The organism is Veillonella parvula, assembly GCF_018378075.1.
GTDB lineage: Bacteria > Bacillota > Negativicutes > Veillonellales > Veillonellaceae > Veillonella > Veillonella parvula_K.
Window position 1 is genome coordinate 97,255 of record NZ_JAGZYE010000003.1, and the last position, 13,876, is coordinate 111,130.

Sequence of the window (13,876 nt, forward strand, 5' to 3'; positions counted from 1 at the left end):
TCGCCAAGTGTTGCTCCAGTAATACCAATAACAAAAGCACCTGCAAGACCAGCAGCAAGACCTCCAACACTTATTATAGAGCCTATTTAAATACTGTAATTCATACTAATGCCATGGCGTTAGCAAAACCCATTTACTGGGAACTGTAATGGCATAATTATCATCATCATAATAACGATCATCAGAATACTTCAACTTAAATCCATAATCAGTATGTAAATAAGGGCCCTCCGAATAATATGTGCTAAATGATGAATCAAATTTGTGATAGACTAAATATTTATAGTTGAATGTTCCATTAAACAAATAGTTATATTTACAAAAAATAATTTTATCATCATCTTCACGATAGCATAATACTTTTTCAAATATAACAAGCGGTTCATCAAAAAGACTATCTTTATAAATTACGTTTCCATTATTTAAAATTTGAATCTTTAATCCTTCAAAGCATTCCGTAGCATAGCGCTCCGCAAAGATAAAAACATATATTCGTTCTACTGGATTTAAGATTAAACATATCCCGATACATAATAGTATAAAAATGATATAACGTTTTAATTTCATTATTATTTTCACTACATATTACCTCGATCCTCTTCATAGATACCCCTTAAAGTTTTTTATCTGAACCATTTAACTAAATACAAGCCCAACAGAACATATACGTTTCCTACTATCAAGCCTAAACTTCACACTATTCTCAGGATGTAAGAAATAAATTATCAGAAAATCATACTATTCTTAACTTATCAAATTTAAAATCAATTTGAACACGAGAGTTAGTCACAGTCCTCATTTCCTGCATATGAACACCAATACTATTAATCATGTTTCCTCAGAATAGCATAATTAAAGTTTTGTTGTAAAGTATAAATATATTTTACAATCAAGCCTAGGTATAAAATCGATAAATTTACTCCTTCTCCTTTATCAGTTTTATAAAATTAAAATTCATAATATAATATTCATATATCCATGTTATAGTACCAATTATGATTTATCGTGACGTTTTATACACAATGGAGGTTACCATGAAATTAAAACAACTTATTGTATCCGGTATAGCCTTAGGAGCGCTGGCTTTCACAAGCGGAGTGGTACAGCCTGCACAGGCAGCAGTCGGTATGGATACACCTGCACCGACGCAGAGTTTAAAAAGACCTGCATCAGTAACGACACAGCATTACATCAATGTAGATGGCATATTATTGGAGCCAATCGATAAAAAGCCAAATGTCATCTATGTTGACGGTCAGCCACTCGTAGCTTTACGTCAAGTATCAGAAGCATTAGGTTACAAAGTATCTTGGGATGCACCTACTAAAACAGCATTGATCGACATGAACATTGCTACATTAGCGGTACAACCGGACTCTAAACAAGTCGTGCGCAAGGGTAAACTGCAAATCATCAACCTTGATACATCCGAATCTTTACTGCCTGCAGCACGTATGGTAGACGGAATTCTATATGTAAGTCCAAATGCATTCAAACTCTTGCTAAATGATGTAACCATCAATAAAGACGAAATCTATATCGTTCCACAACAAAGTCAATTGGCCACTGATTCAAACACGCAAAAAGGCAAACGAAACGGTATCGAAACATTTTTACCGGATCAAGGAGATAAAGTAATTCCATACGAAGAAAAGGAAACCAAAGAAAAGAAACCTCTTATTACGGTAAAACGAACTAACACCAAAACAGATACCAAAGACACAGAAAATACCGAATATGTACGCTCTAACGGATTAAACAGATAATAAAATCTTTCGTATAGCTATATATAATTTAGCACCTTATAACTTAAAGAAGGCAACTCATCACCATGATAGATTGCCTTCTTTTTTGATTTTTGTTAGTTTATTATTTTTGTTACTTTATATTGTTACTTTATTATTACTTCTTACCCTTTACAGCTCAATACAGTTTATTGCTTACTGTTTTTTGACAGATTATCTATACTATCTTTTGCCGTATCCATACTCCGCTTCAGATCCTTCATGGATTCTTTTATGTCCGGCGCTGTAAGGCCAGATTTGTCGATGTCTTTTGCAGAGTCAGAAGCACGTCTACTATTTTCCCTAGCTTGTTTCATATCATCTTTAATGCGAGTCATATTTTCATCAATTTCATCAAATGACTCATCATACAGAATGAAATTACTACCCCCGTGAGAAGTAATATTAAGCGGCCCCATCGTGAGCTGTCCATCATCGATACGCAGAGCATCCGTAGTGATAGTGGTGATTTTCGTATGTACGTTCACATCGCTAAAGGATAAATGCCGCCCTTTATTGTGAAAGTTTCCCGTAATGCTTTGAATCGGAATTAGCATATAGTGCCCTTCACCAGACCAGAAGTTACCCCATACCTCCATATCTCGAGGTTGGCCTTCACTTTTAAAGTTCAAATTTGCCGATACGGGCACGAGAAACTCAGGAGCCTTGAGGGCTACACTACTATCTAAATCCTTTGCTACGCCTGTAATCGTATAGGCTCGAGTGTCCAAATTATATACACCCTTAGCCTCCAATTTACCGCTGTATACATTGGCACTAACGTTTTCAAAATTCAAAATACCATCTTGGTACGTCACATCTCCTACTACATTCTCAAAAGTAAGTGCAGGAATCCGTAAAATAGGCATCGTCACACGACCTTTAGCAAAAGGACGGTTAAAATCGCCTGTTACCTTTGTAAGCAAGGTCATGGCATCATGAATATTCTCACCAAAGCCTAGTGATGATGGATCCACCCCTTTCACATCAAATTGTAGATCCAGTTGAGGCATGCGATGCTTTAAAACATCCTTTAAATCTACACGACCTTTTAATACGAGACCATCCCCTATGGCTGTACCACCAAATTTGCCCGTTTCCATATCGATACGAATGACCCTCTTACTATCAAGATCAATTTTTGAGTTTACATTCTTTATCACATAATGGCGGTTTCTATTAAAGACCTCTAACTGACTATTTCTAAGTGTAATCTTAAGATCTAAATGTTGACCTTGCCAATTAAAGTTACGTACTTTCTTACCTAGTTCCTCTTGCCGTTCTTGTGTGGTCTTTTTAGGTGCTTTCGGACGAGGCTCTACCTCATTAATTGGTTTATTTACATCTGGAGATATGGGCGCGAAATCTAACCGATTATTATCGTCCAAATCAATGACTATAACCGCATTATCTAATTCAATGCCTTTGATAGCAGAGGACTTAAAATTACGTGTCACCACATCCCACATATTAACGCGGACCTTCCCGCTCGGTGCATTGAGCAACTCATGCCCTTCTGGGTCTTTCCAAACCAGGCCTGTAAAAGTCAAAGTCCCCCACGGTGTAGCAGATAAACTTTCAACAGTAACCGTGCCACGCATCATAGTTTGTCGAGCCATAACCTCATTAAAAATAACGCCCATTCCACGACTAGCAATGGTTGCTAGTACAAAGACTATAATCACTCCAATGGCAAGAAAGGCAGCAATGCCTTTTAGGCCTTTCTTATACAATTGTTTATATTTTGTCCAATAAGAACGTATATAATGTTTCATAGCCCTATTATAACATGTTCAAATAACAATACCCATGCGGTGTTAACTGTATCAATCATATTGACCATAAGAAACTCTTTTCCATACAAAAAGCGCCTTGCTCACAGAAAACTTTGCATGCAAGACACCATTACCTAACTATTTATAAAAAAGCAGCAAATTTATAGATTAAAAGTACACTCACAAATGTGAGTGCACTTTATATATTGCAATAATCAATCTTATGCTTTTACTTCTTTACCGTATTTTACAAGGCTTTCAGCTTCGATTTCAGCTTGTGTACGATAGTCTTGAGGAATACTAGACAAGCGGATCCAACTACGTACGGCTTCTACCAATACGATAAGAATCATGAGGAACATAGCAACACTAAATGCTACTAAAATCCATTTATCAGCAGGAATATAGCTGTAGAATACATTTTCATAGTCTGCAGCGATAGCAACGATAGCCATTAAGATACAAGGAATACCTGTTACCCATGCATAGCGTTTGCGGCCAAGTCTCATGATAACTGTAGTACCTACGGCCAATGTCATGGTACCTAATAATTGGTTAGATACGCCGAATAGAGGCCAGATAATACCGATATTACCTTGTAGAACTAGGTAGCCCCACAAGATACAAATTAAAGCGGCACAACCATACACACCAGGAGCCCAGTGTTGGTCGTTGAATTTAGGATGGAAATGACCTAATAATTCTTGAAGTAAGTAACGACCTACACGAGTACCAGCATCGATTAATGTCATGATGAACAATGCTTCAAACATGATACAGAAGTGATACCAGTAACCCATCAAGTGATCCATATTAGGCAATCTGGAGAAGATATGAGCCATACCTACTGCAAGGGATACAGCGCCACCAGGACGGTGCATCAAGTCTTCACCAACCATTGCAGACAATGCTGGTAATTCATGAACTTGAAGGCCTAATGCTTTGAAAGACTCAACTGTGGAGTTAATCGCAAAGTAATCATCTGGATGCAATGCAGTAGCAGCAATCAACGCCATCATAGCGATAAAACCTTCTGTTAACATTGCACCATAACCGATAGGTAAAATTTCTTTTTCATTAGTAAGCATTTTAGGTGTTGTACCTGTAGCAATAACAGTATGGAAGCCAGATAACGCACCACATGCGATAGTAATGAAGATGTAAGGGAATACGGAACCTTTCAATACAGGACCGCCGCCCCAGATGTAAGGAGTTACAGCTGGCATTTGAATTTCAGGCATTACAATGATAATACCAAGTGCCAATGCGCCGATTGTACCGATTTTAAGGTATGTGGACAAATAGTCACGAGGAGCAAGTAACAACCATACTGGCAATGCAGCTGCAAAGAAACCATACACAGCAAGCATAATTTCAATAGTTTGCAAGTCGTATGTGAACCAAGATGCATATTCGCTAGCCGCTACATTTGGACCGTAGATGATAGCTGCGAAGATTAAAGCTACCCCAATAATAGTCGCCTCTTGGATTTTACCAGGACGCAACCATTTCAAATAAATACCAATAAAAATAGCGATTGGAATGGTAGCAAATACGGAGAAGAATCCCCAAGGAGAGTTATGCAATGCATTAGCTACTACTACAGCCATACCAGCAAGGGTAATGATCAATAGGAATAAGGTAGCGAGCATAGCACCAAAACCAGCAAGTTTACTGATTTCTTCGCGAGCAATATCCGCAATCGATTTACCATCGTAACGAACGGAAGCAAACAAAATAACCATATCATGTACAGCACCAGCTAATACGGAACCTATAAGAATCCATAATGCACCAGGCAAATACCCAAACTGTGCTGCGATAACAGGACCTACAAGTGGCCCTGCACCAGCAATTGCTGCAAAGTGATGACCAAAGGTTACCCATTTGTTGGTTGGCACGTAATCGTGACCATCATTGTGAACCATAGCTGGCGTTGGACGATATTGATCCAATGTCAGTACCTTAGCCGCTATAAAAGCCCCATAAAAGCGGTACGCTAAAATTAGAATACACGCGGAGGCAATAACTAAGTAAATACCATTCATAACCATATAAACACCTCCAATAATCACGTGACATGGAGTATATGAATATTACTGATAAAACTTGTGTATCGTATCCATGCCACAATGGCTTCCTAAAATGTTAGTACTTACAACATTATTGTATAACTAATCAACAAGGTGTCAATTATTAATTTCTCATTTTGAAAGTTAAGTATAACTATAAAGCATAATAACGGCATTCTCTACCTATGAGATGCCGTTATTATCCTAGATATATTGGTTACTGAATGACTTATTCCTATCTGTAATGAAAGATAGCTATATTCCTATTCTCCTGCTGCTCTATAAGTTTTTGTAATAGTCCCAAATGTACGCAACAAATTTAGACCTACCACACCGCTTTTTTCAGGATGGAATTGCATTCCATATACTCTACCTCGTTCTACAACGCCAGGTACATCGATACCATAATTTGCAGTAGATGTAATATATTCAGGATCTGTATCCACATAATAGGAATGAACGAAATATGTATATTGATCATCTACATTGCTAAAAGCACTATGAGGCTGGTGTACTACATTTTTATTCCAACCCATATGAGGCACGCTAAAGCCAAGGTTGCGAGGAATTTCTTTTACCTTACCGGGAATAAGGCCTAAACCGGGCGTTGGGCCGTATTCTTCAGATTCTTCAAATAAAAGTTGCATCCCTAAACAAATACCTAATAAAGGTATATCCCGTTTTACTACTTCATAGATAACATCGACTAAACCACGCTCTTTTAGAACTGCCATCGCTGGCGCATATGCGCCTACACCTGGCAAAAGAACACCATCAGCATTTAATATAGTCGCCGAATCTGCCGTTAGCACTGTCTCAAGGCCAATGTAAGCTAAGGCTTTCTGGACATTGAAGGTATTCCCTGCATCATAATCTATAACGGCAATCATAATAAACTCCATTCTATAGGGTAAAACACGATAAGATAAAATAAAACGTATAATAAATTGTACGTTATTCTGTACAAATTAATTCATGAAGTCTCTTAATATCTTACGCATAACATCCCCATCTTGAGACATGGGAATTGTAAGACGCAACCACCCTTCACGTTGACCTCGGCGCACTTGGTAACCTGATTTGAGCCAAGCATCTGCAAGACCTTCCGCATCAGACGCTGCAAAGAAAATAAAATTAGCTTCGCTTTTATAGTAGTGAATACCTAGCTCATCAAAGAGGCTTTCCCATTTTGCCCGTTCCTCTGCATTTTGAGAGACCGTTCTCGCCACGAATTCTTGATCACCAAAAGCGGCTTCTGCCGCCACTTGAGATAAGGTATTCAAATTGTACGGTAATCGAATGGTTTGCATATAATTTGCCAATTCTAAAGGTGTCATCATGTAGCCTACACGGTAGTTGGCAAGGCCATAGGCCTTCGAGAAGGTACGCATAATTGCCACATTAGGAAATTCATCCAATAGCGCACGTGATGTAGGAACTGCTACGGAGGTAACAAAATCGATATACGCCTCGTCTATGATGACCAAGGTTTCCTTTGGTACAGCTGCTACAAATTTGCGAATATCTTCAACAGACTCATAGGTGCCTGTTGGGTTATTAGGATTACAAATCCACACGAGGCATGTCGATTCATCTACAGCTTTCACGAGAGCAGAAAAATCATACTGTCCCGTTTCAAAATTAGCTGGCACCTCGCGGATTTCAGCACCTTCCACGAGGCCATTCAAAGCATATTCCGAGAAGGCTGGCACGCTTACTACGATGGAGTCACCAGCGGTAATCAATGTTTTATTGACCATGGCGATGACCTCATCGAGACCTACGCCGATGACGAGTTGCTCAGGTTGTACTTGCCAGTAGTCAGCGAGTTTCATACGCAAATTGGAGGCGTTGCCATCCGGATAGTAGTTGGCATCATTATGGGTTACATAGCTAAGGATAGCCTCCCGTACCAATGGCGATGTACCGTAAGGATTTTCATTCGCCGACAAGCGCACCAATCGCTCTACACCAAGGCGCTCTTTCACCGCTTCAGCCGGCTCCTCAGGTATATAAGGTTTCAATGTGCGAATTATCTCTTTCATAGGCTATCCTTTCTATCTATTCCTTAACGCATATAACTCATATAACACTTAAAAAACACATATAAACTCCACCAGAGCTCATATGTCCGAGCTCATAACAGGATATACATTATAAGTTTGTAATTTCTGGGCGATCCGTAGTCTTGCTAACAACCCCTTCGCGGCTCGCTAGCTCAGCTTCAATGGCTTCGTATGGGATATTTTTCTCCGCTAATAACACGAGCAAGTGATATAACACGTCTGCTGTTTCGTAAATCAGCTCCTGTGGATCTTCATTTTTTGCGGCGATTACTACCTCTGTAGCCTCTTCACCAACTTTTTTCAAGATTTTATCGAGCCCTTTGTCGAATAAATAATTCGTATAAGAACCTTCCTTTGGCTGTGCCTTACGGTTTTTAATAATTTCGTATAATTCGTTCAGTGTTTGCTGTGCCATGTTTAACTCCGTTCTACTTCATTAAAGAAACAGCTTGTACGCCCAGTATGACAGGCAGGACCTTCAGGCTTAACTTGAATGAGCAAGGTATCGCCATCACAATCTAGGGCCATGCTCACCACGTGCTGCACATTACCGCTAGTGCCACCCTTATGCCATAGTTCTTGACGAGATCGAGACCAAAACCACGTTTCCCTTGTTTCCAGTGTCTTGTGAAAGCTTTCTTCGTTCATCCACGCCACCATGAGGACGTCCTTTGTCTCCGCATCCTGCACAACCGTCGGCAACAAGCCATTTCCTTTTTCAAAATCCGGTTTCATATTCTATCCTTTATTAAAAGTAATCAATAATCTGTTATCCTATATTAGCTTGTGTCTCTATCTATTGCTATTTCTATTTTCTGTTTATCTATAAATAAACTATTTAACTAACTCTGAACATATAGACTAGTAAAGAACTTACGAGAGATAATAATTTTTTAAATCTGTTTTAGCGTACTGTAATTCCGTGAGCTCGTAGTTCTTGTTTGAGTTCAGGAATTTTAACTTCTCCGAAGTGGAATATAGATGCCGCCAGTGCACCGGTAACGCTGGTTTGCTTAAAGAGATCTATAAAATCCTCAACCTTACCTGCCCCTCCAGAGGCGATGATAGGTACATTTACGACGGACTCTAGAGCCTTATATAGTTCAATATCAAAGCCGGATTTCGTGCCATCTTTGTCCATACTTGTCACTAGCAACTCTCCTGCTCCACGAGCTACGGCCTCTTTAGCCCAGTCGAGAGCTTTCCATTCTGTACGGTTGCGCCCACCATGAGTGTAAGCATACCATTCACCAGTTTTTTCATCGGTTTTCACGTCGATGGCTACCACCATACATTGATTGCCAAACTTTTGAGCCCCTTCTGTGATGAGCTCAGGGTTAACGAGAGCCGCGGAGTTCAAAGATACCTTGTCGGCACCAGCTTTTAACAAAGCCGTCATATCATCAACGCTCTTGATACCACCCCCCACGGTGAGTGGCATAAATACTTGTGTGGAGATTTCTTGAACCACATCGCGCATAGTAGTCCGCGCATCAACGGTGGCCGTAATGTCTAAAAATACGAGCTCATCAGCTTGTTGCTGCTCATAGGAGGCCGCAATGTCTACGGGACTGCCTACGTCTACGAGATTAACAAAGTTAACCCCTTTTTTTACGCGCCCATCATCTACATCTAGGCAAGGAATAATCCGTTTCGCTAACATAAAGCTCCTTTCCATCGAGTGTCACTCAATATATTCCATTGGTTGCGATCAATAATTAATTTGAGAGCATCACAATCATTTCTATTATTTCTGCTGATTGTACTCGGCGATTTCCTCTAGTGTAATCGAGCCCTCATACAGAGCCTTACCAACGATGCTATCCATAACGCCTTTTTGTTCAAGGGATTTAATATCTGCCAAATTACGAACACCCCCAGAGGCAACGATGCGTGCTGTAGAGAATTCTTTTTGCAAATTTCCAAGTAACTCTTCATTGGCACCCTGCATCGTACCGTCTCGGTCTACATCGGTAACGATAAAATACTTTGCCCCACCTTCAACCATGGCACCAATTAAATCGGTCATCGGCACGTCGGATTGGTCGAGCCAACCTTCAGCGGCGACCTTGCCATTTTTCCCATCTACACCGATAACGATGCGCTCCGCACCGTATTCAGCGATAACCTGCTTTGTAAGCTCCGGATTTTTAAGCGCTACAGATCCTAAGATAACCCGATCTACGCCCAAGCCTAAATAGATATCAACGGCCTCTTTATCACGGATGCCGCCTCCAATTTCCAGAATACCTGTAAAAGCTACACGCACTGCTTTTACAATATCTACATTTACAGGCTTGCCCGCCTTGGCTCCGTCTAAATCGACAAGGTGTAAGGCCCCCACTTTAGCTGCTTCATATTGTTTCGCTTGGTCTACTGGATCAGGATTGATGACCGTTTCCTGTGCAAAATCGCCTTTATAAAGACGAACACTGCGCCCATCTTGTAAATCTATAGCTGGAAAAATCATAGGTTCTCCTTTATTAAATGACTGTATTAAATAACGCCCTTTGTAGAATTTACGCCTTGGATATCTGGGTTGATAGTAACTGCTTTGCGCAACGCACGGCCCGTTGCCTTAAACATGCTTTCAATAATGTGGTGTGTATTGCGACCATATAAATTGCGCACATGTAAGTTCATAGCAGCGCTCATCGCAAGAGCTTGGAAGAAATCCTCCACCAACTCTGTTTCAAAGTTGCCACCTAGAATCGGCGTACTCCATTCCCCTTGGAAAACGAGGTATGGACGACCGCTCAAATCGATTACAACTTGCGTCAATGCTTCATCCATAGGAACCCAAGCATCGCCATAGCGCTCGATACCAGCCTTATCGCCAAGAGCTTTCACCAAGGCCTGACCTAATGCAAGTCCAACGTCCTCAACCGTATGATGAGCATCCACATATGTATCGCCCTTTGCCTCTACCATAAGTTCAAAACGGCCGTGCTTCGCCAATAGCGTCAACATGTGGTCAAAAAAGCCAATCCCTGTGGATATGGAGCTTGTTTGTGCCCCATCAAGGGTAATTTCTACTGTAATATCTGTTTCTTGAGTGGTGCGTTGCACCGTACCTGTGCGTATCATAACGACCTCTATACTTCAAATCTATTTTTATAATCTATATTTCTAATCTATGTTTTCACTGTATATTTTAAATACACATATAAATATAGATACCAAATTTATTTTCTAATATTTTTTATAAGCTATTTTTCAAATCGTACTTCGATGGCACGAGCATGCGCTTCGAGACCTTCCGTACGAGCCAATGTAGTAATGTGTTTTGCCACTTCTTCTAAACGTTCTTTTGTAAATTGTGTGAAAGATGTACGTTTCACAAAGTCATATACGCCTAACGGAGATGAGAATCGCGCCGTACCACTAGTAGGCAATACGTGGTTCGTACCACCTACATAATCGCCCAATGGTTCAGACGCATAAGCGCCGAGGAATACGGAGCCTGCATTTTGAACGAGGCTCATGTAATTCATTGGATCTGGCAATTGGATTTCCAAATGCTCTGGCGCCACTTCGTTCATCACCGTGAACATGTCTTCAATGCTGTCCATAATAGCAATGTAACTGTTGTTTTCAATAGCTGGACGAGCGATACTTTCACGAGGTAACAGTTTAAGTTGACGTTCCACCTCATCGGATACGGCATTTGCTAAACTTTCACTAGTAGTCACCATAATAGCGCGCGCACGAGGATCATGTTCAGCTTGAGATAAGAGATCTGCTGCGAGGTGAACTGGATTTGCGCTGTCATCGGCGATAACACCGATTTCACTTGGACCCGCAATCATGTCGATATCGACTTGGCCAAATACTTGACGTTTCGCCGTTGCCACGTAAATATTGCCAGGGCCTACGATTTTATCTACCTTTGGAATCGTTTCCGTACCATAAGCAAGGGCCGCCACACCTTGGGCACCGCCCACTTGATATACCGCATCAACGCCGGCAAGCTTTGCAGCACCTAATACGGCAGGATTAATGCCATCCTTTTGAGGGGGCGTAACCATAACGATTTCTCTCACCCCTGCGATTTTTGCAGGCAAAGCAGTCATGATAATGGTCGAAGGGTACGCGGCTGTACCTCCAGGGACGTAGAGACCAACGCGAGCCAAGGGAATCACCTTTTGACCGCGGATGATACCCGGTGTATCCATGTCCACAAAGCCCTGCTCGATTTCACGGCTGTGGAATTCTGTAATGTTTGCCTTTGCCTTTAATAATGCGGCTTTCAAATCATCAGATAAAGACTCATAAGCTGCGTTGATTTCCTCTTGAGGCACCTTGAAATCTTCAATGGAAACGCCGTCAAATTTTTCAGAATACGCTTTGAGCGCCGCATCACCGTTAGTGCGGACATCAGCAATGATATCGTACACCCGACGTTCAATCTCCATATCTGTGGTTTGTTGTGTATAATTCCGTACGATGGCAAGCATCGCCTCTAATGATTCCTTATATATTTTCATCTGTCGTCCTTCTTCCTACTTGAGCTATCCGTATTGCTAGTTAAATATATGATTCACTCTACATCTTACTTATTAATTGCTTCTGAAAGCTGATCTATGAGATTAAAAATGGTATTTCGCTTTTGTTTTAATGCTAGCGGATTTGCTACTAAGCGTGTAGATATCGGCTGCAACCAATCAAAGATTTCTAGATTATTTTCACGTAAAGTGGTACCCGTTTCCGTAATATCTACGATAGCATCTGCTAGTCCTACAAGTGGGGCCAGCTCAACAGAGCCTTCAATCTTGATGATTTCCACATCTTGAGCTCCAAAGTACTGTTTTGTAATGGTTGGATATTTTGTACCAATTCGTTGACGGCGACCTTCTTTAGGATCGTAGCCCGCTAAGGACGCCAAGATGAATTGGCATTTACCCGTTTGTAAATCTAGCATTTCATAGCTTGTATCGTCTTGTTCATCGAGCACATCGCTACCAACGATACCAAGATCAACAACACCATTTTTCAAATACGTCGTTACATCTGGCCCCTTTGCAAGGATGATCTCCATAGAATCGCCTAAAGAGATGATGAGCTTACGCGCCTTATTATGTAATGGCTCGCAATCAATGCCACCTGCTTCTAGGAGTGGAATAAAATCCTTTTCTACGCGCCCCTTCGTAAGAGCGATACGCAATGTATCGTTATCTTGAGCTTTGCTTTCACCCTGCAAGGTAACATCAGTCAAGACGTCGATATTGAAAGCCATCCCTACAGCCGGCATCGGCGTACCATCAAAGCTAGATAGCAAGCCATCATAACGACCGCCGCTAACAATATATTGAGACACGCCATCCACATAGCCTCTAAACGTAAGGCCTGTGTAATAGGATTGAAGCGGTTCCGTAGATACATCGATGCGAACCTGTTGCCCCGTTGCTTCCACTTGATTTGCCATATCTACGAGATTATCTAAAATACGCTGCGCCGCTGCAGGCAAGATAATTTGGTTTAGCTCATCCTTTATATCTTGAACCGTACCAAATAAACGAGGCCATACAGTTAAGAATGGATATAACGCACTATTTTTAAAATCAGAAATCAACTCGTTATATCGTGGCAAGTATTTAGTGAATAACGCCTCTAAGAGCTCCGCTTTTTCATCATCGCTGAGTCCAAGAGCATCGGTAATAGCACGAGAGAACCGAGCATCCCCAATTTCGAGCAACAAATGATTACCCAACTGAGCTTCGTTCACCTCTTTAATAATCTTGAAGCACTCTTGCTCAGCCTCAAGCCCTTCGTAGCCTACCATCTCGATGCCACCTTGCGTCACTTGGTTCACATCGCCGCGGTGCTTTTTATTTTTCATAAACACATCGCCCAAGTAGTAGAACGTGCGAGGCAATTCAATATTGGTAGTCGCCAAAAAACGACCGATTGGCATCGTCAAATCAGGACGAATTACGACGGACTCATCAGAACTATCCATGAACTCGTACATATGCTGACCGCGCCCCATTGCATAGCCATTAAATACATCCTTGTACTCCACAAGCGGTGTAGAGATCTTTGTGTATTGGCGGCTACGACATAGACCGAGCACATATTGACTCACATCATCCTTGCGCTCTGCTACGATCCCTATATCATCACGGAACCCCGTAGGTAATTGCTGCTGTACCATCGTAAACATCCTTTCTATCATTTCG

At 41.1% G+C, this 13,876-nt stretch carries 13 protein-coding genes; 1 reads left to right on the top strand and 12 read right to left on the bottom strand.

The window, feature by feature from the left end:
- Positions 1-105: 105 nt before the first annotated feature.
- Positions 106-567 (bottom strand): hypothetical protein, encoded by a 462-nt coding sequence (locus KH286_RS04330; RefSeq protein WP_060919281.1) that lies wholly within the window; start codon positions 565-567, stop codon positions 106-108.
- A 467-nt stretch (positions 568-1,034) separates the two neighbouring features.
- Between KH286_RS04330 and KH286_RS04335 the strand changes: the two genes are divergently transcribed.
- Positions 1,035-1,766 (top strand): copper amine oxidase N-terminal domain-containing protein, encoded by a 732-nt coding sequence (locus KH286_RS04335; protein WP_120055860.1) that lies wholly within the window; start codon positions 1,035-1,037, stop codon positions 1,764-1,766.
- Between the two features lie 167 nt (positions 1,767-1,933).
- On the opposite strand, the gene KH286_RS04340 is transcribed toward KH286_RS04335, so the two are convergent.
- The 11 genes from KH286_RS04340 to hisG all read right to left on the bottom strand — a co-directional run bounded on the left by KH286_RS04340 (position 1,934) and on the right by hisG (position 13,851).
- Positions 1,934-3,559, bottom strand: a complete 1,626-nt coding sequence (locus tag KH286_RS04340; RefSeq protein ID WP_278617671.1) for a membrane biogenesis protein AsmA — start codon at positions 3,557-3,559, stop codon at positions 1,934-1,936.
- Positions 3,560-3,780: 221 nt separating this feature from the next.
- A complete protein-coding gene (locus KH286_RS04345) occupies positions 3,781-5,613 on the bottom strand; it encodes a carbon starvation CstA family protein (protein WP_278617672.1) in 1,833 nt (610 codons plus the stop codon).
- Positions 5,614-5,894: 281 nt separating this feature from the next.
- The gene (gene hisH, locus KH286_RS04350) at positions 5,895-6,521 is read right to left on the bottom strand and encodes an imidazole glycerol phosphate synthase subunit HisH (RefSeq protein ID WP_278617673.1); all 627 of its coding nucleotides are present in this window, start codon (positions 6,519-6,521) and stop codon (positions 5,895-5,897) included.
- A gap of 78 nt (positions 6,522-6,599) precedes the next feature.
- On the bottom strand, positions 6,600-7,676 hold the full coding sequence (gene hisC / locus KH286_RS04355) for a histidinol-phosphate transaminase (RefSeq protein ID WP_278617674.1): 1,077 nt from the start codon (positions 7,674-7,676) through the stop codon (positions 6,600-6,602).
- Positions 7,677-7,785: 109 nt separating this feature from the next.
- Positions 7,786-8,112, bottom strand: a complete 327-nt coding sequence (hisE, locus tag KH286_RS04360; RefSeq protein WP_005387497.1) for a phosphoribosyl-ATP diphosphatase — start codon at positions 8,110-8,112, stop codon at positions 7,786-7,788.
- 2 nt (positions 8,113-8,114) lie between these two features.
- A complete protein-coding gene (gene hisI, locus KH286_RS04365; protein ID WP_012863731.1) occupies positions 8,115-8,432 on the bottom strand; it encodes a phosphoribosyl-AMP cyclohydrolase in 318 nt (105 codons plus the stop codon).
- A 169-nt stretch (positions 8,433-8,601) separates the two neighbouring features.
- Positions 8,602-9,360 carry an imidazole glycerol phosphate synthase subunit HisF gene (gene hisF / locus KH286_RS04370; protein WP_105086839.1) on the bottom strand — a complete coding sequence of 253 codons (759 nt, stop codon included), beginning with the start codon at positions 9,358-9,360 and terminating at the stop codon, positions 8,602-8,604.
- A gap of 84 nt (positions 9,361-9,444) precedes the next feature.
- A complete protein-coding gene (gene hisA, locus KH286_RS04375) occupies positions 9,445-10,167 on the bottom strand; it encodes a 1-(5-phosphoribosyl)-5-[(5-phosphoribosylamino)methylideneamino]imidazole-4-carboxamide isomerase (RefSeq protein ID WP_105086838.1) in 723 nt (240 codons plus the stop codon).
- A gap of 26 nt (positions 10,168-10,193) precedes the next feature.
- On the bottom strand, positions 10,194-10,784 hold the full coding sequence (gene hisB, locus KH286_RS04380; protein WP_105086837.1) for an imidazoleglycerol-phosphate dehydratase HisB: 591 nt from the start codon (positions 10,782-10,784) through the stop codon (positions 10,194-10,196).
- 122 nt (positions 10,785-10,906) lie between these two features.
- On the bottom strand, positions 10,907-12,184 hold the full coding sequence (gene hisD / locus KH286_RS04385; RefSeq protein WP_105086836.1) for a histidinol dehydrogenase: 1,278 nt from the start codon (positions 12,182-12,184) through the stop codon (positions 10,907-10,909).
- Between the two features lie 65 nt (positions 12,185-12,249).
- Complete coding sequence (gene hisG / locus KH286_RS04390) at positions 12,250-13,851, bottom strand: ATP phosphoribosyltransferase (RefSeq protein WP_118091113.1); 1,602 nt, start codon at positions 13,849-13,851, stop codon at positions 12,250-12,252.
- Positions 13,852-13,876: the final 25 nt, after the last annotated feature.